Origin of the sequence: Rhodococcus sp. PAE-6, assembly GCF_025290685.1 — a bacterium.
Lineage (GTDB): Bacteria > Actinomycetota > Actinomycetes > Mycobacteriales > Mycobacteriaceae > Rhodococcus > Rhodococcus pyridinivorans.
Genome location: NZ_JAOCLZ010000006.1, coordinates 194,554 through 217,809, shown reverse-complemented (window position 1 = coordinate 217,809; position 23,256 = coordinate 194,554). Strand labels below are relative to the sequence as shown.

Sequence of the window (23,256 nt, the reverse complement as noted above, 5' to 3'; positions counted from 1 at the left end):
ATGGATATCGTGTCGGTACTCCAGGTTTCCTTCGCCCAGCTCATCGGCCCGTCGGCGATCTTCTACGCACTGCTCGCGATCGGCCTGAACCTGCACTACGGCTATGCAGGGCTGCTGAACTTCGGGCAGATCGGTTTCGCCCTCCTGGGCGGTTACGGCGTGGGCATCATGACCGTCACCTACGACCAGCCGTTGTGGGTGGGCATCCTCGTCGGCCTCGCACTGGCAGGTCTGCTCGCGCTCGTCCTCGGCATCCCCACCCTGCGGTTGCGGGCCGACTATCTCGCCATCGCGACGATCGCCGCGGCGGAGATCCTGCGGCTGATGTTCCGCTCGACCGCGTCCGACTCGGTGACCGGATCGACCCGCGGCCTGTGGGGTTTCGCCGACCCGTTCACGTCCCTGAGCCCGTTCGATTCGAGTCGCCAGTACAACCTGCTCGGTATGCGGTTCTACGGCGACGACCTGTGGGCGATGGTCGTCGGCTGGACCCTCGTGCTGTTGCTGTGCGGGCTGGTCTACCTCCTCTCCCACAGTCCGTGGGGGCGGGTCCTCGAGGCGGTGCGTGAGGACGAGGACGCTGCCCGCGCGCTCGGCAAGAACGTCTTCGCCTACAAGATGCAGGCCCTGGTACTCGGCGGCATGATCGGCGGTCTCGGCGGCGTCTTCAACGCTCTGCAGACCAAGTCGATCAACCCCGACTTCTACTCGACCGCGCAGACCTTCTTCGCGTTCGGCGCGCTGATCCTCGGGGGTGCGGGAACGGTCTTCGGACCGGTGCTCGGCGCCATGGTGTTCTGGTTCCTGCTCACCCTCCCGGATGCCTTCCTGCGTCAGGCGATCGCCGGACCCGACCCGCTGCTCCCGCTCACCGAACAGCAGGTCGGCGCAATGCGGTACGTGCTGCTCGGCGTCCTCATCGCGGTGATGATGGTCTTCCGGCCACAAGGCATCCTGGGAAGCAAGCGGAAGGTGCAACTCGATGCCTGACACGATCCGACCCGACCCGACACCACCGCGCACGGTCCTCGGCGCGGACGAACGCGCCGCGCTGTTCGCCGGCGTCGACCGCGCCCCCGGCGCCGCCAAACCCGACCCGATCCTCGTCGTCGACGATCTGTGCCGCACATTCGGAGGGCTCAAGGCCGTGGACGTGGCCCACCTCGAGATCCAGCGCTCGTGCATCACCGGCCTGATCGGCCCGAACGGCGCCGGCAAGACCACCCTGTTCAATCTCCTTACGGGCTTCGACCGGCCCGACACCGGCATCTGGGCGATGGACGGCGACGCGCTCGGCCGGCTCCACCCCCATCAGGTGGCGCGGCGCGGGATCGTGCGCACCTTCCAGCTCACCAAGGCGCTGTCGAAGATGACGGTCCTCGACAACGTCCGTCTCGGCGCCCGGCACCAGACCGGCGAGCGCATGGCCGGCGCACTGCTGCCGTGGACATGGCGCCGCCAGGAACGCGAGATCACCACGCGCGCATACGAACTGCTCGACCGTTTCGGCCTGGCCGCGAAGGCCGACGACTTCGCCGGTTCACTGTCCGGCGGCCAACGCAAACTGCTCGAGATGGCCCGTGCGCTGATGACCGAGCCGACCGTCGTCATGCTCGACGAGCCGATGGCCGGCGTCAATCCGGCGCTCACGCAGAATCTGCTGGGACACATCAAGACCCTGCGCGACGACGGGACGACCGTGGTATTCGTCGAGCACGACATGGACGTCATCCGCGACATCTCCGACTGGGTCGTGGTGATGGCGCAGGGTTCGGTGATCGCGGAGGCACCGCCGGACGTCCTGTCGTCCGATCCGGCCGTGGTCGACGCCTATCTCGGCAGTCACCACGACCAGGCACTCGAATTCGACGACGAGGGCAATCCCGTGGGCGCGACCGCCGAACTCGCCGACGCCCTCGCGGACGCGGAAGCGCAGACCCTCGAGGCCGGAGGCGACCTGTCCGATCCCGATTCGGCGTCGACCGACGCGACGGCCACGACCCTGGAGAAGCCGTGAGCGACAACATCACTCCTGCACTCACCGGGACGACGCCGGCGGAACGTGCCGCGACCCCGGAGGAACATGCCCGCCTGGCGACCGGAGCTCTCCTACGCGCCGACGATCTCGTGGCCGGTTACTTCCCCGGGGTCGACATTCTGCGCGGTTGCAACTTCTACCTGCGCGAAGGTGAGATCGTGGGCATCATCGGCCCGAACGGAGCCGGCAAGTCGACCCTGCTCAAGGCGTTGTTCGGCCTCATCCCCGTCCGCAGCGGCACCGTCACGCTCGGCGGGGACGAGATCACCTCGGCGCCCGCACACATCCTGGTGCGCAAGGGGATCGGCTACGTGCCGCAGACGCAGAACGTGTTTCCCTCACTGACCATCGAGGAGAACCTCGAGATGGGGATCTATCTGCGTCCGAAGGATTTCGAGAAGCAGTTCGAGCGGGTGGCCTCGTTGTTCCCCCTGTTGGCCGAGCGCCGGAAGGCCAAGGCGGGAGCGCTCTCCGGTGGCGAGCGGCAGATGGTCGCGATGGGCCGCGCGCTGATGATGGAGCCGTCGGTGCTGCTCCTCGACGAGCCGTCGGCGGGACTGTCGCCGATGTTCCAGGACGAGGTCTTCATCCGCTGCAAGAAGATCAACGCGGCGGGGGTGTCGATCATCATGGTCGAGCAGAACGCGCGTCGCTGCCTGCAGATCTGCGATCGCGGATACGTTCTCGACCAGGGCCGCAACGCGTACACCGACACCGGCAGCAATCTCATGCACGACCCGAAGGTTGTCGAACTGTATCTCGGCACTCTCGCCGGCAGCCGGGAGAAGCGGAAGGGGTGACCGCCTACCGGCGATCACCCCTTCGCTCACGACCTGCGGGTCACTCACCCACCACGATGTAGTCCTCGGTGGTCAGGGTGTTGTCGGGACCGAACACGAGTCGGCCGTACGAGCCCACGCCGGGTTCGCCCGCGTCCACGAAGGTGAGTTCGCCGGTGGCACCGTCGTAGTCGATGTCCTGATCCGCACGGAGCAGGTCGAGGCACTGCTGGTAGCTGGTGCACTTCTCCCCGTCGCGGGTCACCGAGTTGATGTTCGCGGCGATGTCCACCCCGGCGGTCGACCCTGCCTGTTCCGCGGCCAGCGCCGAGACGATCACGGCGTCGTAGGACTCTCCGGCGTAGTTGAAGTCGATCAGACCCGGATCGACGCCGAGCAGTCGCTGCTGGAACTCCTCGCCGGTGTCGGTCAGCGGCGTGGTGCCGGCCATGCCGTCGAGCAGTCCTTCGGCGACGTTCTCGCCCAGCGCGTTCCCCATGTTGCCGTCGACACCGAAGACCGCCATGCCGTCGGACGGGCCGATGCCCACCTCGTGCATGCGAGTGATGATCTTCGCCGACTCCTCGAAGCCGATGAGTGCCACAGCATCCGGTGCGAAGTTGGCCACCTGGTCGACCTCCGCGTTGAACGACTGCGCGTTGGGATCGTAGATGATCTTCTGGATCTGGTCCTCCGGGATACCGGCGTCGACGAGATTGGTCACGGTGTTCTCGGCGAGGCCGGTGCCGTACGGATCGTTCAGCGCCAGGATCGACACGCGCTGCGCCCCGTCCTCGGCGATCAGCTGCGCGAGCGCCTGCGCCTGGAGCACGTCGGTCGGGGCGGTGCGGAAGTACAACCCGCGGTCGGCGTAGCAGACGAACTGGTCGGAGGTGTTCGCCGGCGAGAACTGCACCACGCCGGCACTGACGATCTTGTCGATCACCTTGAGCGAGACCGACGACGAGGCGGCGCCGACGATCACCTGGGTGCCGTTGGCGAGATGCCGGTCGACGGTGGTGTTCGCGGTGTCGGTCGTCGTGTCCCCGGAATCGCCCGGGAACAGTTCGACCGGCTGGTCGAGAACACCGCCCGCGGCGTTGATGTCGTCGACGGCGAGCCGGACGGCAGCGACCTCGGGCGGTCCGAGGAAGGCGAGACTGCCGGTCTCGGGGAGAATCGTGCCGATCTTCAGCGGTCCCGTGGCGGGAGTCGCCCCTGCTGTGGCCTGCTGTGGTTCGCAGTCGGTCTCGACGGTCGTCGCGGCCGCCGACCCCTCGTCACCGGCCGACGTACCGGATGCCGAATCATCGCTGTCCGAACCACACCCGGTGAGGGCGAGCGTCGCAGCACCGAGTACCGCTACGGCGCGGACCAGAGTCCGTCTTGCCATTCAACTCTCCTTCGAACGCCTGACACCGCATCCGGCGGATTCCGGATGTGGTCGAAACATAGCGGTCGGAAGCACCCCGCGAACCCGGCCGAAATCCTTGTGATACGACCGTTATCTGCGGGGCGGAGATTTGATGTGGCGGTAACGCGTCGGGCGCCGTGAGCACCCGAAACCGGTTCGCGCGGCTAGCCGGCGGTGTCGCTTCCGAGGGTCTCGAGGACGACCACCGCGACCTGCTTCATGGTGGTGCGGCGGTCCATCGCGGCGCGCTGGATCCAGCGGAACGCCTCCGGTTCGGTCATCGCATGCTTCTCCATGAGCAGCCCCTTGGCCCGGTCGACGAGCTTGCGGGTCTCGAATCGCTCGTTGAGCCCTTGCACCTCCCGCTCGAGCTCGCGCAGCTCGGAGAAGCGGCTGACGGCCACCTCGATGGCGGGCACGAGATCGCTCTTCGAGAACGGCTTGACGAGATACGCCATGGCGCCTGCGTCGCGGGCGCGTTCGACGAGTTCGCGCTGACTGAAGGCTGTGAGAATGACCACAGGGGCGATGCGCCGCTGTGCGATCTCCGAAGCGGCGTCGATGCCGTCGCGGCGCGGCATCTTGACGTCCATGATCACCAGGTCGGGCCGGAGTTCCTCGGCGAGTTCGACGGCACGCTGTCCGTCGCCGGCCTCACCGACCACCTCGTAGCCCTCCTCGCGCAGCATTTCGACGAGATCGAGCCTGATCAGGGCCTCGTCTTCCGCTACGACGACCCGACGAGGAGTTGGTGTGCTGTCGTGCGGCGCGGAGGTCATGGTCGGGCCTTCCCCTCGGTACTGGCGGTCCCCGGTGCAGGGTGGAACGTAAGAAGGGTACCGGTGCGCGCCCGCTTCGCCCGATCCTCTACAGTGGTGTCCGCAACGCCCCCGTATCCCAATTGGCAGAGGAAACGGATTCAAAACCCGTCCAGTGTGAGTTCGAGTCTCACCGGGGGCACCACTTTTCGGTTCGCGCCACACGGCCGGAGCACGCCTTCCGCATCCCGCCGATTCCGGCTCCGCTGTCGTAATGTTCCGGCGTGAGTATCTGGGTTCCCGTCGTCGTTGCACTCGTCACCGGGGTGGTGTCGTGGGCGGCCGCACGTCTGTCGCGCGAGCTGTCCCGTCGAAACCTCCGGACCCGGATCGCAGCCGATCTGGCCATCTACAACGGACTCGGCGACGAGTTCCGGAAGCGCCCCCTGCGGGAGAGCGTCGATGCCCGGTTGTGGCAGCTCGCGGCCCAGTCGATGCCGTTGGCGCCGGGATCGCGTCCGAAGCCCAGGATCCGCCGGATCCTGGCCCTGATCGCAGTGGTGTTCGTCGCCGTCGGAGCGCTCGTGTTCGTGGAACTCGTCCTGGGCATCCGGGAGGGCGACTCGGCGCGGGTGGCGCTCGCGCTGCTGGCAGGTGCCCTGGTCGGATTCTCGATTCCCGGCCTGTCCGCCGATCCGGCGGAGTTGCAGGAGCGGCAGCTCATCCGGGCGCTGCGGGAGCGACGGGCCATGGAACAGCTGCAGAACGGGCAGAGCTCCTCCGCAGGCACTCCCCCGGACCTGGCGGAGACCGCGTAGCTACGATTCTCCGGGTGACCGGTTACGACGAGTTCGACATGTTCGGGGGCCTCGACCCCGCGTCCCTGCCGCTGCGCCAGCAGCAGATCCTGGCCGCGATCCGCGACTGGATCGTTGCGCAGGGATCGTCGCCGAGCACCCGGCAGATCGCCGATTCGGTGGGTCTGCGCTCGACGTCGACGGTCTCGAAGCATCTGAAGAGCCTCGCGGACAAGGGTTTCCTCCGCCGCGGCACCGCTGTGGCGCGCCAACTCGACGTGCGCCCCTTCCTCGGCTCGTCCGGCGGTGAACGCGCATCCGACGACACCGTGACCGTGCCGGTCGTCGGCGACATCGCCGCGGGCGCACCGATTCTCGCCGAGGAGCACACCGACGACCTGCTCACCCTCCCCCGCGATCTGGTCGGCTCCGGCACGGTCTTCGCGCTTCGCGTGCGAGGCGACTCGATGGTCGACGCGGCGATCTGCGACGGCGACACAGTGGTGGTTCGGCGGCAGCACGAGGCCCACTCCGGTCAGATCGTCGCGGCGATGATCGACGGCGAGGCGACGGTCAAGGTGTACCGGCGCCGAGGCGGCCACGTCCACCTCGAACCCCGGAATTCCGCCTATCCCGTCCTCGACGGCGACGAGGCGGTGGTGCTGGGCACCGTCGTGTCCGTTATGCGCCGCATCTGATGCCTACCGGGATCAGCCGCAGATCGGATCGGTGACGACCGGCGGCAACCCGTCGAGGAGATCCTGCGCGGGCGGCCCGAGAAGCGGATCGCCGGCGAGCCGGCACAGCGGCGGGCAATCCTGCAGAGAAGGACCGGTCTCCGGTCCGGGTGGGACCCTTTCGGTGAACGCGCCGAGGACGTGCTCCGAGAGCGTCCCTGCCGATCCGTAGGTCGACGCCGCGACCGAGAAATCGGGACCGAACGAGTCGGAGGCGTGGAACGAGCGGTCGTCGCTCCAACCCCGCTTCGTGCCGATCACTCCGGCGATCAGCGCCGTGCCGTAGTCCTGCGGATATCCGTCGACCGCAGTGTCGTAGGCCGTGGCCATCGCGGCGAGCACCGGCGAACCGGGATCAGTGCGCTTCTTCGTCTCGCGATAGGTGACCATGTCGTGCGTCGACGTGGTGCCCACACCCCAGTAGCCGGGCACGTGGGTGTCGGTGAGCCCGAACTCCGCCGCGGTCGACGAGATCGCCTGGGGGTATTCCGCGTGCAGGCGGTCCGCGATCGCGTCGTTCGACGACCGGATCATCTCCGTCGCGTCGGCGTGATCCGCAGGATCGACGTAGGTGAGAACGTACTCGGCCGGATACATCTTGACGATCGACACGTCGGCGCGGGACTCGTGCTCGTTCGCAGTGTCGGCGCGCAGACCGGTCGGGTTGTGCGCGAACGAGATCTGGGTACTGCTCGGAGCAGCGATCGCGCCGGTGTCGTCCACGATCGGCACGGGCGCTGCGGAGGCGATGTGACCGCCGAGGGCGGTGAGGGCGGTTACGGCGAGGGCTGTCGCAATCGGGCGGTTACCCCGAAGCGGACGAGCAGTGACGGCCGCGACCTGCACGCGGCCGTTCCTGTCGGTGCCCGCCTCTACAGTTCGGTCGTCCGAGGATCGCTCCGGAACCAGCGACACGAAACGGATCCACCATGCCGATGCCCGCCACTCCGCCCACTCGTCGACCGTGCCGATCGTCTGTCCCGGTGCGCCCCGCTCGCGGACCGGGCTCCCGGGTGATCGCGTGCCGGACGACGATCCCGTTCGGGCGCGACAACGACGGCACGCCCGTCTCGTGGGATCTGTCCGCCGGACGGCACCTGCTGATCCGACGCGACGAGCGCCGCTCGTCGCCCAGCGTGTCGCTCGACCTGATCGCGATGACGACACTGACCGGCGGCACCCACGACCTGGTGGTCATCGATCCGCACCGTCGTCATCGCTGGCTCGGTGGCTCCGCCTCGCTCCCCACGGGGCCGTGTTGCTGGGCCACCACCACCGATCAGATCACCGACGTGGTCGCCGAACTCGATTCGCCGGTCGTCGACCCCCCGCGCGTGTTGCTCGTCGCCGATCTCGCCGCGACGGTCGCGGCGCTCGACGACGAGGGGCGCACCCGGCTCGCCCGGGTAGCCGTGGACGCACGCGAACACCAGTTGCTGCTCGTCGCCACCACCGCCGACACGAGTCCCCGCTGGTATCCCGAGGGGCTGATCGACGCGTTCGACGACATCGTCGCGCGGCGGCGCGAGGAGAGTCCGTCCTTCGGCCTTCGCTGATCGCTCGATCGGCCGAGGAAGTTCTCGATACCCCGTAATGCTCGATTGACGCCGACAAAGACCGATCGAGCTGCCACAATCGTTCTACGAGCACCCTCCCGTAGCGACTCGGTGATCGTCACGGTGCGCGGAGGACGGATCGATGAACGTCGGCAAAGTGGTCATGCTGGTCGTCGGTATTCTGCTCGTGCTCCTCGGAGGCGCTGCCGCGGTCGGAGCGCTCATTCTGGGGTGGTTCTTCGTCGTCCAGCGCGCCGACGGTTTCATCACCGGTCCCGAGGGGACCCTTCGGACGCAGACGCACGCGTTGGTCTCCGAACGTCTCGACCTCGTCACCGACGATCAGAGCCCCACGGGTCTGCGCAGTGAGGACATCGGCCGGCTTCTGGTGCAGGCCACCGCACTCGATCCCGCATCGGCGGTGTTCGTCGGGATCGCTCCCGTCGGGGAGGTCGAGGCCTATCTCTCAGGGGTCGCCCACACCGTCGTGACCGATCTGCGGTTCGAGCCGTTCGAGGTCACCTACCGTGACGTTCCCGGGGGCGACACCCCGGCTGCTCCTTACGCGCAACAGTTCTGGGTCGCATCAGCGGAAGGGACCGGCACCCAGCAAGTGGAATGGGATCTGCGCGACGGCACATGGACCGTGGTGGTGATGAACGCCGACGCATCCGCAGGGATCGGCGTGGACGTGCGCGCCGGGATCCACATCGACCTGCTCGGACCGGCCGTGCTCGCCCTGCTGATCCTCGGTCTGGTTCTTCTCGCCGTCGGTGTCCCTCTGCTGTTCGCCGGCGCGGTCGGACTCGGTCGGCACGGGCCTCCGCCGCCCGGTCCGGTGTCCGCTCCCGCTACCGGCGCCACTCCGGTCACCGCACCTTCGCACCCGGCGGCGGTGCCCTATCCGGTGCATCTGCGCGGCGATCTCGACGAACCGTTGTCGCGGTGGCTGTGGCTGGTGAAATGGCTGCTGGCGATCCCCCATTTCCTCGTGCTGTTCTTCCTGCACATCGCGTTCGTCGTGGCGACCTTCGCGGCCGGGATCGTGATCCTGTTCACCGGTCGTTATCCGCGCGCACTGTTCGACTTCGACGTCGGCGTGCTGCGGTGGACCTGGCGCGTCGCCTTCTACACCTATTCGGCGCTGGCCACCGACAGGTACCCGCCGTTCGGCCTGCACCGCACCGATTACCCGGCCGACTTCGACGTCGAGTATCCGGAACGGCTCTCCCGTGGGCTCGTCCTGATCAAGTGGTGGTTGCTCGCGATCCCCCATTACGTCGTACTGGCCGTGCTGGCCGGAGGATGGCTGGGCGGGTGGACCCTCGGTATCGCGGCCGGCGACGGCAGCGACGGTGCTACCGGGAACGGCATGTGGGCCTTCGGATCGCTGCTGGGCGTGCTGGTGTTGTTCGCCGCGATCGTGCTGCTGTTCACCGGCAACTATCCGCGATCGCTGTTCGACTTCGTCATGGGCATCAACCGGTGGCTGTACCGTGTGTGGGCGTATGCGGCACTGATGCGCGACGAATACCCGCCCTTCCGTCTGGACCAGGGCGCGCGCGAGCCGATCGAGCAGGTCTCCGTCACTCCCCCGGCCGGCCCGACCGGCACCGGTCAGCCCTGATCACGCGGTATATCGATGAGGCCTTCCCGGATCCTCTCCGTCCACGCGTCGACGTCGACCCAGTCCCGGGCATCGCCGTAGTGTCCGCCCATCAGCCGGAATACGATCCGCCCGATTCCGGCCCAGTCGCCCGAAGCGATGGCACCGGCGAAGAAACGGTGATCACGCACATCGGTGATCGAACGGAGGTTCTGCACCGCCCGAGGTTCCGGCGTGACCCGTCGCAGATATGCCGCCACCCGGGGCGAGAGAATCGTGCTGGTCGCTCCGATCGACGAGACGGAGAACGCCCACACCGGTCGCCCTTCCGATTCGGTGCCCAGCCGATAGATCGCATCGGAAGCCTCGGGGAGCCACTGCCCGTTGTGGATCGCACTTCCGACGATCAGCGCCTCGTACGTTCGTACCGACGCGACATCGCCGAGCGCGCGCAGTTCCACGGCACCGCGGCTTTCCAGTCCCGCAGCGATGCGTTCGGCGATTCCCCGCGTCGACCCTCGAGCGGTCGCGTAGCCGATCAGGACGGACATGGCGGGGCCTTTCGGCAGTGGGTGATTGCGCCGGATGCAGTCTCCAGTGTGAGAAGCGGCGTGCACGGCACGTGAGGGTCTTCGGTCACTTCCTGCGGGCAGGTCGGGACCGTCGACTCTTGTGCGACCGACCGGTCCGAGCGTGTGCTGGCAGGGTCCCGAAACCGCAGGATCCCGGAAAAAGCAGGGCCCGAAACGGCCGTGCCCGCAGCTCGGACAGGCACCGAGGAGATCGTGATGACAGCACACCACCCCATCGTCGCCGGAGTGGACGGATCGAGAGCGTCCCTGCAGGCCGTGGTCTGGGCAGCTCGCGAGGCGGAACGGTGCCGGCTCCGGTTGTCGCTGGTCACCATCGTGTCGGTCCGCAACACGTTCGGTGTCCCGATCGGCATGCCCGCCGGATTCTTCGAGCAGGAGGGATCCGAGGGACGCGACATGCTCCTCGATGCCGCCGGATACGCGCGCCGCGCGGTGCCCGAGGATGAGCTCGACATCGAGACCCACCTGTGCACCGATTCTCCGTCGCTCGAACTGGTGGACCGATCGAAGTCGGCGTCGATGGTCGTGGTCGGGGCCGGGGACAACCGGTTCGGCTGGGAGCGATTCGGTTCGGTCAGCCGAGCGGTGGTCACGCGTCCGGTGGTCGTCGGCGTCGACGGTTCGGAGCACAGTGTGCGCGGTGTCCGCCGCGTTCGAGGAGGCCTCGCTGCGCGGCACCGACGTGGTGGCAGCCCACGCGTGGTCCGACCTCGATGTGCGCGGTCCGTTCCGATTCCGGATCGAGTGGGACAGCGTGGAGAACAAGGAGCGGGCACTGTTGTCCGAGAGTCTCGCCGGGCACGGCGAGGAGTTCCCCGACGTGCGGGTGCACCCGGTGGTGGTGCTGGACCAGCCCTCCCACTATCTGGCATCGCACGCTGCCGATGCGCAGTTGCTCGTTCTCGGCCGTCGTGGTCGAGGCGGGTTCCCGAACCTGATGCTGGGATCCACCACACGGGCGCTGCTGTACACGGTGACCTGGCCCGTGATGGTTGTCCCGTAGTGCGCGGCGCCCCTGACGAAGGACGGTTCCCCGCCAGTCATGCCCCGGCGCGCCGGGCGCGGTCGAGCAGGATGCGTTGTTCCGCTCGCGCCACCGTCCGTCTCGTCTGCGCCGCGGCGTCGGGCGCGACCGACACGGAGGTGATGCCGCGCCGCACGAGATGCTCGGCGAGGTCGGTGCTCGTCGACACGGCCTGACCGCACAACGACGTCGTCAGTCCCGCGGCCGAGGCCCGTTCGATGATGTGGTCGATCGCGTCGAGCACCGCGGGGTCGAGGGTGTCGAACAGGTCCTTGCACACCTCCGAGTCCCGGTCCACGCCGAGCATCAACTGCGTGAGGTCGTTGGTTCCGATGGACACGCCGTGGATGCCGAGCTTCGCGTATTCCGGCAACCAGTAGACGACCGACGGGACCTCGGCCATGATCCAGCGCTGCATGCGCTGGTCGGAACCGAGCGGATGCCGGTCGAGTTGGGCGAGGCAGTCCCGCAGCTCCCAGCGGGTGCGCACGAACGGGATCATCAGATGCACGTTCGGGTGTGTGCGCCGAACCCGGTGCAGCACATCGAGATCCAAGGAGAACAGTTCCGGATCCCGGATGTACCGGAAGCACCCGCGGTAACCGATCATCGGGTTCTCTTCGTGGGGTTCGACCTCCCCACCCTCGAGATCGGCGAATTCGTTGCTGCGCAGGTCGATCGCACGGTATACGACCGGACGCGGGGCGAATGCCGCCGCGATCCGCGCCAGGCCACCCGCCATCTTCTCCACGTACTCGTCGCGGCGTCCCTGCGCGATCATGTGCGAAGGGTGTTCGCCCGCGAGTGCTTCGGTGATCATGAACTCGGCACGGAGCAGACCGACGCCGTCGACATCGGTCGCGGCGACCGCCTCCGCGGCATCCGCAGTCGCGAGATTGACGTAGACCGCTGTGGCCGTAACGGTTTCGGCGGCTACGGCCGACGCTGCAGACGCGGATCCCGTCGCGACGGGCCGTTCCGCCGTGTGGACTGCGCCGTCGAACACCACACCGGCGTTGCCGTCGACGGTGATCAGTTGCCCGTCCTTCAGATCCTTGGTGGCGGTACGTGCACCGACCACGACGGGCTTGCCGAGTTCGCGTCCGACGATGGCCGCGTGGCAGGTGATACCACCACCGTCGGTGACGATGCCGCCGGCGCGGCGCAGAATCGGCAACCAGTCGGGTCTGGTCATCGGCGCCACGATGATCTCGCCGTCGCTCAGCTTCTTCCCGTCGACCAGTTCGTGGAGCACCCGCACTCGGCCGGTCGCCGTCCCGGGGCCGGCACCGAGACCGGTCAGCAACGCTTGTGCCTCGCCGTTTCCGGACGGGGCGGGCGCCGCCGGTTGATCGAGCGTGGTGATCGGGCGGGTCTGCACGATCCACAACTCGTCGTCCGCGAACGCGAACTCGAGGTCCTGGGGGCGCCCGTAGTGCTCCTCGACTCCGGCGGCCAGGCGCGCGACGCGCAGGAGCTGATCGTCGTCGAGCACTCGGGTGCGGCGCGTGGGATCGACGGCGACGCGACTGTCCCCGCTGTCGGTGGAGGTGATGCGGAACTCCTGATGACCGAGATGCACGTCGAGCACCTCGAGGCCGTCCTTCGCGACGACATAGGTGTCGGGTTCGACCTGCCCGCCGACGACGACCTCTCCGAGACCGAGAGCTGCCTCGATGACGATGCGATCGAGTTCGCCCGTGCGCGGGTCGGCCGTGAAGGCCACGCCCGACAATTCGGACTTCACCATCACCTGGACCACCACCGCGATGGACGGCTCGTCGGTCACCCCGCGCAACCCTCGGTAGGTGCGGGCGCGTTCGGACCACAACGAGGCCCAGCACGCCTGCACCGCGCGGATCACCGCGTCCGGACCGATGACGTTCGTGTACGACTCGTGGATCCCGGCGAACGATGTGTCGGAGGCGTCCTCCGCGGGAGCCGACGACCGCACTGCAACCGGCGCGTCGGGACCGAGGCTCTCGTAGGCGGAGACGATCGCCGCGCGCATCCCGGCCGGGACGGTCGAACCCGTCACCAGGGCGGCGAGTTCCGCGGAGGTACGGATGAGGGTGGCGTCGTCGATATCGGGGTCGGGCACGGCCTCGGCGGCCAGTCGGGATCGGATGCCGGCTGCGTCCATCGCGTCGAGATAGGCGGCGGTGGTGACGGCGAACGCCGGCGGTACCGGAAAGCCTGCGCGGGTGAGCTCTCCGAGGTTCGCGGACTTGCCACCGACGGTCGGCGCGTCGGCGGCGCCCACCTTCGCGATCGGTCGGACCCACAGTTCGTGTTCGGTCATCGACGACTCCCCACACTCCCCGCCCGCGTCGACCTTCCGGGCCGGATCGGATACTCGGTCTTCCCATCGTCGCCCCGGCCCGATCGATACCGTAGGGGCAAAGGTCATCATTCCGGGACGGGGACGACCGTGGCCGATCCTCCGCGCACACCTGATCCGCGGGAGCGGAAACGGTTGATCCTGACCGCGATAGCGCGTCCGACGCTCACCGCCTTCGTGCTGGTCAGCGTTTACTTCGTGATTCCGGTCGAGCATGTCCGCAGCACGTCCGAGGTCCTGACCCTCGTCGGTGGTGGCACTGCGGTCCTGATGGTCGGCTGGTGGCAGATCCGCAGGATTCTCGCGTCCGAGTACCCGGCGGTCCAGGCCGTCGAGGCACTCACCACGATCGTGTCCGCCTATCTCGTGGTCTTCGCAACCCTTTACCTCCGCATGTCCGTGGCGCATCAGGACAACTTCACCGAACCACTGTCCCGCGTCGATGCCCTGTACTTCTGTCTGACGGTCTTCTCCACGGTGGGATTCGGGGACATCTCCGCTGTAACCGAGACCGCGCGAGCCGTCGTGTCGGTGCAGATGATCGCAAATCTGGTCTTCCTGGCTCTCGGGATCCGATTGCTCACGGCCGCCGTGCAGTGGCGTCGTCGCAATCGCGGGGACGAGGAGTGACCGATCACGGGATCGACCTACGCGATTCGGCGTCCGGGTATTCCCCAACCGCTGCGCGGGGTGATCCTTGAAAGGACTCGACGTCCACTGGCAGATGTCGGAGGGCCGAGATGCTGAATGGGAACCGTCGTCGACAGCGTCATGTGGACCGCGAAAGCGCCTCGGAGTTCGCAAATCGGACAACAATTCTCACTTCGGCGGGAAATCGGGCGTCCGGACTTGGCGATATGGCCCGGTATCGCGTAGTAGTTGTGTCGCGTCATAAACTTGTGATGGGGGTCATGGTTTGACGCACATGTCGACGGGGCAGCAGGGGGCCTCGTCACGAACTGCCCGGCGTACCGGGCGGAGGAAACGTGCTGATGCGTCCACCCATGTCGCCCACCGATTCGATGTTCATTCTCGGGGAGTCCCGTGATCATCCGATGCATGTGGGCGGACTGATCCTTCTGAGTCCCCAGGACGGTACGAGCGCCGCGGATCTCGGGGCACTGTTCACCGCCGCCACACAGAACGGTGAGGTCGCCCCGCTGTGGCGTAAGCGCGCGGTCCGCTCCCTGGGCACCTTCGGCCAGTGGGCGTGGGAAGAGGACGCGGAATTGGACCTGAGCTACCACGTACGACGCAACGCGTTGCCGCAGCCCGGCGGGCTCGACGAACTGTGGGATCTCGTCTCCCGGCTGCACAGTACGCTGCTCGACCGGAGCCGGCCGTTGTGGCAGATGCATGTCATCGAGGGTCTCGCGGACGGCCGGCTCGCCGTTTACACGAAGATCCACCATGCCCTCGCCGACGGCGTGGGCGCGATGAAGTTGCTGCGCCGCGCCCTGAGTCCGGACTCCGAGCAGACCGACATGCCGGCACCGTGGTCGCTCTTCGACGCGCCGAGCCGCTCCCACTCGTCCGGGACCGCGCTAGATCTTCCCGAAGCCGCGATGCAGGCGGTGCGGACGGCGACGTCCGAGGTCACCGGCTTCGTGCCCGCGCTGGCCGGCACCGTGAACAGGGCGCTGCGCGGCGGTGGCGGATCGCTGTCGCTCGCCGCGCCGAACACCATGATCAACGTGCCGATCTCGGGGACGCGCCGGTTTGCCGCGCGCTCGTGGCCGCTGACCCGCCTGCGTGCTGTGTCGAGAGCGGCCGACGCGACCGTCAACGATGTCGTGCTGGCCATGTCGTCGGGAGCACTGCGCGCCTTCCTGAGCGAGCAGGAGGCGTTGCCCGACAAGTCGCTCGTGGCCATGGTCCCGATGTGCCTGCGACCCGACAAAGATTGCGCCGGAAACGAACTCGGTGTCCTGATGGCTGATATGGGTACGGATCTCGCCGATCCGGCCGACCGGCTGGCCCGGGTGTCGGCATCGACGACGCAGGGCAAGACCTCCATGCAGGGGATGTCCTCCCTGTCCCGGTTGGCGGCCAGTGCACTCGGCGTCGCGCCTCTGGCGGTGGGGATCCTCACCCGCAATCGTGCACTCCCGCGACCGCCCTTCAACGTCATCGTCTCGAACGTGCCGGGAGCTCCGGATCCGTTGTACTGGAACGGCGCTCGCGTGGATGCGGTGTATCCACTGTCCGTGCCGGTCGACGGTCAGGCACTGAACATCACGTGCACGAGCACCGACGACGCGATCGCTTTCGGCCTGACCTCGTGCAGTCGCAGCCTGCCGCAGCTGCAGCCTCTTCTCGACCACTTCGATACCGCCCTCGGAGAGCTGGAGGACGCGTTCGACATCGTGCCGGTCGCCGACGAGACATCCCTCCGTGCGGGCTGACACCACGGAATAACGGCAGCACGCCGGTGCCCGAGTCGGACATCTGCCCCAGGAATCGCCGTTCCCGTGTGAGAAGGCGCTCTGTCGGAGCACTATCGACCGATAGCGGCGTATCGCCGGGACGCACCGACGCCCCGCACCGGAACTCGCGTCCCACTCCTCGCGGAGAGTAGGTCCGAATGCAGCAACTGACGCCGTTCTACGAGAAGGTCCAGACCCACTACGACCTGTCCGACGACTTCTTCGAACTGTTCCTCGACCCCACGCGCACGTACAGTTGCGTCTACTTCGAATGCGACGACATGAGCCTCGAGGAAGCTCGGATCGCGAAAGTCGATCTTGCTCTCCGTAAGTGCGATCTCCGGCCCGGGATGACGCTGCTGGATATCGGTTGCGGTTGGGGCTCGACGATGATGCGGGCGGCGGAGCGATACGACGTGCACGTCATCGGTCTGACGTTGAGCCGCAACCAGTACGAACACGTGTCCGGTCTGCTTTCGGGCATGTCCTCCGGAGCCCGTACCGCGGAAGTGCGTCTACAAGGCTGGGAGGAGTTCGACGAGCCGGTGGACCGCATCGTCAGCATCGGAGCGTTCGAGCATTTCCGCCGACAGCGGTACGACACTTTCTTCGACCGCGCCTCGCGCATCCTGCCCAGCGACGGCAGGATGCTGCTGCACACCATCGTGGGTCATTCCCGCGCCCAGTTCGAGGCGATGAAGGGGCCGGTCACCCGCGAGGACGTACTGTTCCTGCGGTTCATCATGAGGGAAATCTTCCCCGGAGGACAGCTCCCCGACCGGGATCTGGTCATCACCGGCGCACAACGCAACAGCTTCTGGGTGCAGAACATCGAGTCCCTGCAACCTCACTACGCTCGCACGCTCGACCTGTGGGCGCGAGCCCTCGAGGCGCGGCGCAACGACGCGGTGCGGATGGCCTCCGAGGAGGTCTACCAGCGATACATAGGTACCTCACCGGGTGCGCCGCGAATTTCCGACGTCGCCTCATCGACGTCCAGCAGTTCACCCTCGTGAAGCAGCAGCACCGCTGAGGCTCGGTCCCGAGGGACCGGCGGCACAACGAAACCGGTGAGCCTGCACGCCGATCCGCTGCCCGGGTGGACAACGGATCAGCGAGGGGCAGATCAGTGCGAGCCGCGGCGCTTCTGCTGCAGCTTGGCGAGCATCTCCTTGGCCTTGCGCTGATTCTCGGGCTTGGCCGCTTCGCGTCGGGCGACCTGGATCGCCTTGACCACGGCGGCGCTCTTCATAGCTTTGCCGAACATTCCCATCGAGCACTCCTCCGCAGTGGCGTCACAACCTGTACCTCCACGATACGGATCCGCGGAAGGAACCACCCGTGCGCGTGATTCAGTTCGCCGCGTCGGCGATGCGACTGTTCGGCAGCTTCCAGTCCGGCCGCGGGAAGTGGCAGGTGTACCCGTTCGGGTAGTGCTGGAGATAGTCCTGGTGCTCGGGTTCGGCCTCCCAGAAGGTGCTCGCGGGAGTCACCTCGGTGACCACCGTGCCGGGCCACAGACCCGACGCCTCGACGTCGGCGATGGTGTCCACCGCGACCTGCTTCTGCTCGTCGTCGAGGTAGAAGATCGCAGAACGGTAGGACGCCCCGACGTCGTTGCCCTGCCGGTTCGGGGTGGTCGGATCGTGGATCTGGAAGAAGAACTCGAGCAGCGCCCGGTAGTCGGTCCGTGCGGGGTCGTAGACGATCTCGACGGACTCCGCGTGCCCCGGATGGTTGCGGTAGGTAGGGTGATCGTTCTGCCCACCGGTGTAGCCGACCCGCGTCGACACCACCCCGGGCTGTCTCCGGATCAGCTCCTCCATACCCCAGAAGCATCCGCCTGCCAGAATCGCGTTCCGTGTATCGGTCATTACGCCTCCTCGGGAGGTGGAACCGATACGACGGTCGCGACATTCCCTGCCCGCGCCCGCTCGTGGTCAGAGCACGAACACCGCCGCCCGTTCGGCGAGGTCGAGGACGGGTTGCGGCAGGATGCCGAGCAGCACCGTCGCCACCGCCGCGAACGCGATCGCCGCGCTCGTCGCCACGGTCGAGGTCACGAGCCGCGGGGCGTCGTCGGTCGGGTCGGTGAAGAACATCAGCACGATCACCCGCACGTAGAAGTAGGCGGCGACCGCACTGACCAGCACACCGACGATCACGAGCGGAGCCGCACCGCCCTCGATCGCCGCACCGAAGACCGCGAACTTCGCGATGAACCCGCTGGTGAGCGGAATGCCCGCCAGCGACAGCAGGAACAGCGCGAACGCCCCGCCGAGCAACGGTGAGCGCCGCCCGACACCGGCCCAGCGCGACAGTTCCCACGTCTCGCCGTCCGGGTCGCGCACCAGCGTCACCACGGCGAACACACCGACCGTCCCGATCCCGTAGACGAGCAGATAGAACAGCGTCGACGACACCCCGGACGCGGTGCCGGCCACGACACCGGTGAGAACGAATCCGGTATGGCTGATCGCCGAGTACGCGAGCATGCGCTTGATGTCGTTCTGCGTCACCGCCAGAACCGCACCGACGATCATCGTCGCGATCGCGACGGCCCACAGGATCGGACGCCACTGGTCGGCGGAACCGGGAACCGCGACGTAGAGCACTCGCAGCAGTGCGCCGAATGCGGCGATCTTGGTCGCGGCGGCCATGAACGCCGTCACGGGCGTCGGCGCGCCCTGATAGACGTCCGGCGTCCACGAATGGAAGGGCACCGCTCCGATCTTGAAGAGCAACCCGACGGCCAGCAGACCCACCCCGACGAGCGCGGTGGTCTCGCTGCCCGCGCCGGTGTCGATGGCCAGGGCGATCCCGCCGAGGTGGACGGTCCCGGCGTAGCCGTAGAGCATCGCCACGCCGTATAGGAAGAACGCCGACGAGAACGCGCCCAGCAGGAAGTACTTCAGTGCTGCTTCCTGGGAGAGCAACCGCCGGCGCCGCGCCAGACCGCACAGCAGGTACAGCGGCAGCGACAGCACTTCGAGCGCGACGAACATCGTCAGCAGGTCGTTCGAGGCCGGGAACACGAGCATCCCGCCCACCGCGAACAGCAGGAGCGGGAAGACCTCGGTCCGTGCGCCGCCCGCCGCGAACGCCTGCCGTTCGGCCGCGGTACCCGGAATCGCCGACGCCTGGGGCGCGAAAGCGTCGAGATGCGCACCGGCCGCGGCGCGGGAAACTGATTGCGCGCGAACCTGTTCGATACTCCGTTCCGCGACGAGCGCAACCGACAGCACCGCCACGATCAGGACCGATCCCTGCAGGAACAGCGCCGGTCCGTCGATCACGACCGCCCCCGACAGGGTGGTCGCACGGGTTCCCGCGAGCATCACCACAACGACGAACGCCGCCACGAGCGCACCCGTCGTCAGGAGCACGTGGGCGAGGTAGCGTGCCGAGGTCGGCGCGAACGACTCGATCAGCACACCGACGACGGCGGCGGCGAAGACGATGAGGATCGGTGCGATCAGTCCGTAGTCGATCGCCGGGGCGGGAATTGATGCGGCTAGAACGACGATGCCCTCGGAGGGGTTCATTCGGCTTCACCTTCCTCGGAACCGTGCGCGGGAACACCGCTCTCGGCGACGGGTCGCTCGGCGGGCACCACCGGTTCGGGCCGGGAGATGTCGATCGAGACGAGCGTGTCGTCGACCGCCGGGGTGATGACATCGAGCGCGGGTTTCGGATAGATCCCCAGAACGAGCAGCAACGCGATCAGCGGCGCGACCACCGCGACCTCACGAGGCACGAGATCGGAGAGCCTGCGGGCGTGTTCGGCACCGCCGTTCCCGTCGTCACCGTCGTCCCCACCGGGCAGGCGCACGGGTCCGCCCATCATGCGCTGGTAGAGCCACAGCACGTAGAGCGCGGACAGCACGAGCGCGAGTGTCGCGATCACCGCAGCCACCTGGTAGCGCGGATAGGTGCCGACGAAGACGAGGAACTCGCTGACGAACGGCGCGAGCCCGGGCAGGGACAGGGTCGCCAGTCCGGCGACGAGGAAGGTTCCGGCGAGGACCGGAGCGACCTTCTGCACCCCGCCATAGGCGGCGATGGTGCGGTCTCCGCGCCGCGAGACGAGGAAACCGGCAATGAGGAACAGTGCGGCCGTGGAGATCCCGTGGTTGACCATGTACAGCGTCGAGCCGGCCTGCCCCTGCGAGGTCAGCGCGAAGATGCCGAGGACGATGAACCCGAAGTGCGAGATGGAGGTGTAGGCGATCAGGCGCATCACGTCGGTCTGACCGATCGCGAGCACCGCGCCGTAGACGATGCCGATGACGGCGAGAGTCACCACGACCGGCGCGAAGGTCACCGAGGCGTCGGGGAAGAGCTGCAGGCAGTAGCGCAGCATGCCGAAGGTGCCGACTTTGTCGACCACTGCCATCATGAGCACCGCCGCGACCGGCGTGGTCCGCACCGCCGCGTCGGGTAGCCACCCGTGCAGCGGCCACAGTGGAGCCTTCACCGCGAAGGCGACGAGGAAACCGAAACACAGTGCGGCGAGCACGGCGGGGGTTGCGTCGAGATCACCGGCGACGGCGGCGGCGGTGACGGTCCGGACGTCGAAGGTGCCCACTCCCGCGGTCTCCCCCAGCCCGGATCGGGCGGTGACCACGTACAGGCCGATCAACGCGGCGAGCATCACCAGTCCGCCGAGCAGGTTGTACAGCAGGAACTTCACGGCGGCTCGTGCCCGGTCGGCACGCGGTGTCCCCGGCGAACCGAACCCGCCGATGAGGAAGTACATCGGGACGAGCATCGCCTCGAAGAAGACGTAGAACAGCAGGATGTCGAGGGCGGTGAACGACACGAGCACCATCGACTCGACGAGCAGGATCAGCGCCACATAGGTGTGCGCGGAGCGTGGGCGGGCCGCGCCGGCCTCCTCGTCGGCGGCGCGGTGATCGTGCCATCCGGCGACCAGGAGCAACGGCACGAGCGCGGCGGTCAACAGGACCAGCACCAGGGCGATGCCGTCGACGCCGAGCCGGTAGCCGGCGCCGAACGAGGGGATCCAGTCGTGCGATTCGACGAACTGGAAACGCTCTCCCGCGCGGTCGAATCCGACGGCAACGATCACCGCGACCACCAGAACGGCGATCGACACCGTCAGGGCGATCGACCGGGTGGCGGAACCGAGGCGTGCGGGCAGGGCCGCGATCGCGGCGGCGCCGAGCAGCGGGAGCACCCACAGGATCGTCAACCAGGGAACGGTGGTCACCAGTACACCCCCATCACAGCGTCACCAGGACGAGCGCGCCGACCACGACGGTCGCGCCGGCGAACATGTACAACGCGTACGAACGGACGAAGCCGGTCTGCAGCCGGCGCAGTCCGCGCGAGAGCGCACCGATCCCGGTGGCGGCGCCGGTGACCGAGCCGTCGATGCCGGTGGACTCCACGCCGTCCAGGGCGCGCACCAGACCCTGACCGGGACGCATGAACACCGCTTCGTTCACGGCGTCGCCGTAGAGGTCGCGACGCGCGGCGACGGTCAGCGCCGACACCGCTTCGGGTGCCGTCGCCGGGACCGGTGCGCGCACGTACTGCCGGTAGGCGACGGCGACACCGGCGAGCACGACCGCCAGCGTGACGGTGGTGACGAGCCAGACGGGCAAACCACCTTCGTGATGGTCGTAGCCGACGACGGGTTCGAGCCAGTGCTGCAACGCGCCACCGAACACCAGCAGACCGCCGGCACCGACCGAGCCCACGGCGAGAGCGATCATCGGCCAGGTCATCGAGGCCGGCGACTCGTGCGGGACGGCGTTGGGCGCCCATCGCCGGTCGCCGAAGAAGGTCAGGATCATCACGCGGGTCATGTAGAAGGCGGTCAGTCCCGCACCGAGCAGCGCGACGACACCGAGCACGATGCCTTCGACACCGCCGGCGGCGAAGGCCACCTCGATGATCTTGTCCTTGGAGAAGAAGCCGGCGAACGGCGGGATCCCGATGATGGCGAGGTACCCCAGCCCGAAGGTGGCGAAGGTGATCGGCATGACCGCGCGCAGTCCGCCGTAGCGGCGCATGTCGGTCTCGTCGTTCATCGCGTGCATCACCGAGCCGGCGCCGAGGAACAGTCCGGCCTTGAAGAAGCCGTGGGTGAGCAGGTGCAGGATCGCGAAGGCGTACCCGGCGGGACCGAGACCGGCGGCGAGCACCATATAGCCGATCTGGCTCATCGTCGATGCCGCGAGCGCCTTCTTGATGTCGTCCTTGGCGCAGCCGATGATCGCGCCGAAGAGCAGCGTCGCTGCGCCGACGATCACCACCGCGAGTCGCGCGGCCGGTGCGGCGTCGAAGATCGCGTTCGCGCGGACCACGAGGTAGACACCGGCGGTGACCATGGTCGCGGCGTGGATGAGCGCGGAGACGGGGGTGGGGCCCTCCATGGCGTCGCCGAGCCACGACTGCAGCGGCAGCTGAGCGGATTTCGCGCACGCGGCCAGGAGCAGACACAGGCCGATCGCCGTCACCGTGCCTTCGGTCGCGGCGGGGACCGAGGCGAAGACCGTGTCGTAGTCGAGGCTGCCGAAGGTCGCGAACATGATCATGAGAGCGATGAGCAACCCCATGTCGCCGACGCGGTTGACGACGAACGCCTTCTTCGCGGCGGTCGCGGCGGTGGGCTTGTACTGCCAGAAGCCGATGAGCAGGTACGAGGCGAGACCGACGCCCTCCCACCCGAGGTACAGGACGAGAAAGTTGTCGGCGAGGACGAGCACCAGCATCGCCGCGAGGAACAGGTTGAGATAGGCGAAGAACTTCCGGCGCTCCGGATCGTGCGCCATGTAGCCGATCGAATAGAGGTGGATCAGCGAGCCCACGCCGGTGATGAGCAGTACGAAGCAGATCGACAGCGCGTCGAGCCGCAGTCCGAGATCGACCTGCAGTTCTCCGACCGGCACCCAGGTGAACACGGTCTGCTGTGCGAGTCTCTCGCTCGCGTCGAGTCCGAGCAGTCCGGCGAACATGACGACGCCGACGACGAAGGAGGCGATCGCCGTAGCGCATCCGAGCAGATGTCCCCAGCGGTCGCTGCCACGCCCGAGGAGCAGCAGTACGAACGCGCCGGCCAGGGGCAGCGCCGGTATCGTCCACAGCGCCGAGTTCAGGAACGACGTCATGTCGCGTGTCCTCTCGGTTCGTCGTGGGCTCTCACACTCACCGTCCTC

Annotated in this window: 19 protein-coding genes, 1 tRNA gene and 2 pseudogenes; 12 read left to right on the top strand and 10 right to left on the bottom strand. The window is 67.5% G+C overall.

Translation table 11 applies throughout. The features are described from left to right. The 3 genes from NVV99_RS14710 to NVV99_RS14700 are packed head-to-tail and all read left to right on the top strand — an operon-like array spanning position 1 to position 2,838. Positions 1 to 990 carry a branched-chain amino acid ABC transporter permease gene (locus tag NVV99_RS14710; RefSeq protein WP_024101179.1) on the top strand — a complete coding sequence of 330 codons (990 nt, stop codon included), beginning with the start codon at positions 1 to 3 and terminating at the stop codon, positions 988 to 990. Next, positions 983 to 2,017, top strand: a complete 1,035-nt coding sequence (locus NVV99_RS14705; RefSeq protein ID WP_024101180.1) for an ABC transporter ATP-binding protein — start codon at positions 983 to 985, stop codon at positions 2,015 to 2,017. Before NVV99_RS14710 ends, NVV99_RS14705 begins: the two co-directional genes overlap by 8 nt. Beyond that, positions 2,014 to 2,838: an ABC transporter ATP-binding protein gene (locus NVV99_RS14700; RefSeq protein WP_024101181.1), complete on the top strand. Its 825-nt coding sequence runs from the start codon at positions 2,014 to 2,016 to the stop codon at positions 2,836 to 2,838. Before NVV99_RS14705 ends, NVV99_RS14700 begins: the two co-directional genes overlap by 4 nt. Before the next feature lie 40 nt (positions 2,839 to 2,878). Here NVV99_RS14700 and NVV99_RS14695 read toward each other — a convergent pair whose 3' ends face one another. Both NVV99_RS14695 and NVV99_RS14690 read right to left on the bottom strand, forming a co-directional pair. Continuing rightward, positions 2,879 to 4,210, bottom strand: a complete 1,332-nt coding sequence (locus NVV99_RS14695; RefSeq protein WP_019289674.1) for an ABC transporter substrate-binding protein — start codon at positions 4,208 to 4,210, stop codon at positions 2,879 to 2,881. Between the two features lie 185 nt (positions 4,211 to 4,395). After that, complete coding sequence (locus NVV99_RS14690; protein ID WP_006554018.1) at positions 4,396 to 5,010, bottom strand: ANTAR domain-containing response regulator; 615 nt, start codon at positions 5,008 to 5,010, stop codon at positions 4,396 to 4,398. Between the two features lie 107 nt (positions 5,011 to 5,117). Here NVV99_RS14690 and NVV99_RS14685 point away from each other — a divergent pair. From NVV99_RS14685 to lexA, 3 genes are all read left to right on the top strand, one after another. After that, positions 5,118 to 5,194 (top strand) — tRNA-Leu (locus NVV99_RS14685). Between the two features lie 79 nt (positions 5,195 to 5,273). Beyond that, positions 5,274 to 5,807 (top strand): hypothetical protein, encoded by a 534-nt coding sequence (locus tag NVV99_RS14680; protein ID WP_019289675.1) that lies wholly within the window; start codon positions 5,274 to 5,276, stop codon positions 5,805 to 5,807. A 14-nt stretch (positions 5,808 to 5,821) separates the two neighbouring features. After that, on the top strand, positions 5,822 to 6,484 hold the full coding sequence (gene lexA, locus NVV99_RS14675) for a transcriptional repressor LexA (RefSeq protein WP_041803384.1): 663 nt from the start codon (positions 5,822 to 5,824) through the stop codon (positions 6,482 to 6,484). A 12-nt stretch (positions 6,485 to 6,496) separates the two neighbouring features. On the opposite strand, the gene NVV99_RS14670 is transcribed toward lexA, so the two are convergent. Beyond that, the gene (locus NVV99_RS14670) at positions 6,497 to 7,369 is read right to left on the bottom strand and encodes a hypothetical protein (RefSeq protein WP_024101183.1); all 873 of its coding nucleotides are present in this window, start codon (positions 7,367 to 7,369) and stop codon (positions 6,497 to 6,499) included. A gap of 137 nt (positions 7,370 to 7,506) precedes the next feature. Here NVV99_RS14670 and NVV99_RS14665 point away from each other — a divergent pair, with 137 nt between their 5' ends. After that, entirely contained in the window at positions 7,507 to 8,079 is a 573-nt protein-coding gene (locus tag NVV99_RS14665) for a hypothetical protein (protein ID WP_041803385.1), read from the top strand. 142 nt (positions 8,080 to 8,221) lie between these two features. Continuing rightward, on the top strand, positions 8,222 to 9,706 hold the full coding sequence (locus NVV99_RS14660) for a DUF4389 domain-containing protein (RefSeq protein WP_024101185.1): 1,485 nt from the start codon (positions 8,222 to 8,224) through the stop codon (positions 9,704 to 9,706). Here the strand turns inward: NVV99_RS14660 and NVV99_RS14655 are convergent. After that, positions 9,697 to 10,236, bottom strand: a complete 540-nt coding sequence (locus NVV99_RS14655; RefSeq protein ID WP_006554024.1) for a flavodoxin domain-containing protein — start codon at positions 10,234 to 10,236, stop codon at positions 9,697 to 9,699. The genes NVV99_RS14660 and NVV99_RS14655 overlap by 10 nt on opposite strands. 237 nt (positions 10,237 to 10,473) lie before the next feature. On the opposite strand from NVV99_RS14655, the pseudogene NVV99_RS14650 reads away from it, so the two are divergent. Then, a pseudogene (locus NVV99_RS14650) lies at positions 10,474 to 11,281 on the top strand (universal stress protein). Between the two features lie 37 nt (positions 11,282 to 11,318). Here NVV99_RS14650 and ppsA read toward each other — a convergent pair. After that, positions 11,319 to 13,604: a phosphoenolpyruvate synthase gene (gene ppsA / locus NVV99_RS14645; RefSeq protein WP_024101186.1), complete on the bottom strand. Its 2,286-nt coding sequence runs from the start codon at positions 13,602 to 13,604 to the stop codon at positions 11,319 to 11,321. 129 nt (positions 13,605 to 13,733) lie between these two features. Between ppsA and NVV99_RS14640 the strand changes: the two genes are divergently transcribed. The 3 genes and pseudogenes from NVV99_RS14640 to NVV99_RS14630 all read left to right on the top strand — a co-directional run bounded on the left by NVV99_RS14640 (position 13,734) and on the right by NVV99_RS14630 (position 17,102). Then, complete coding sequence (locus NVV99_RS14640; protein WP_024101187.1) at positions 13,734 to 14,273, top strand: potassium channel family protein; 540 nt, start codon at positions 13,734 to 13,736, stop codon at positions 14,271 to 14,273. Between the two features lie 362 nt (positions 14,274 to 14,635). Continuing rightward, positions 14,636 to 16,048, top strand: coding sequence for a wax ester/triacylglycerol synthase family O-acyltransferase (locus NVV99_RS14635; RefSeq protein ID WP_024101188.1), 1,413 nt, complete (start codon positions 14,636 to 14,638; stop codon positions 16,046 to 16,048). Positions 16,049 to 16,227: 179 nt separating this feature from the next. After that, positions 16,228 to 17,102: pseudogene (locus NVV99_RS14630) on the top strand (cyclopropane mycolic acid synthase family methyltransferase). A 93-nt stretch (positions 17,103 to 17,195) separates the two neighbouring features. Here the strand turns inward: NVV99_RS14630 and NVV99_RS14625 are convergent. The 5 genes from NVV99_RS14625 to nuoL all read right to left on the bottom strand — a co-directional run bounded on the left by NVV99_RS14625 (position 17,196) and on the right by nuoL (position 23,208). Beyond that, the gene (locus NVV99_RS14625) at positions 17,196 to 17,336 is read right to left on the bottom strand and encodes a hypothetical protein (protein ID WP_162273084.1); all 141 of its coding nucleotides are present in this window, start codon (positions 17,334 to 17,336) and stop codon (positions 17,196 to 17,198) included. Positions 17,337 to 17,421: 85 nt separating this feature from the next. Next, the gene (gene msrA, locus NVV99_RS14620; protein ID WP_024101190.1) at positions 17,422 to 17,943 is read right to left on the bottom strand and encodes a peptide-methionine (S)-S-oxide reductase MsrA; all 522 of its coding nucleotides are present in this window, start codon (positions 17,941 to 17,943) and stop codon (positions 17,422 to 17,424) included. A 66-nt stretch (positions 17,944 to 18,009) separates the two neighbouring features. Next, on the bottom strand, positions 18,010 to 19,614 hold the full coding sequence (nuoN, locus tag NVV99_RS14615; protein ID WP_024101191.1) for an NADH-quinone oxidoreductase subunit NuoN: 1,605 nt from the start codon (positions 19,612 to 19,614) through the stop codon (positions 18,010 to 18,012). After that, entirely contained in the window at positions 19,611 to 21,302 is a 1,692-nt protein-coding gene (locus NVV99_RS14610) for an NADH-quinone oxidoreductase subunit M (protein ID WP_024101192.1), read from the bottom strand. Before NVV99_RS14610 ends, nuoN begins: the two co-directional genes overlap by 4 nt. Before the next feature lie 13 nt (positions 21,303 to 21,315). Then, the gene (gene nuoL / locus NVV99_RS14605; RefSeq protein WP_024101193.1) at positions 21,316 to 23,208 is read right to left on the bottom strand and encodes an NADH-quinone oxidoreductase subunit L; all 1,893 of its coding nucleotides are present in this window, start codon (positions 23,206 to 23,208) and stop codon (positions 21,316 to 21,318) included. Positions 23,209 to 23,256: the final 48 nt, after the last annotated feature.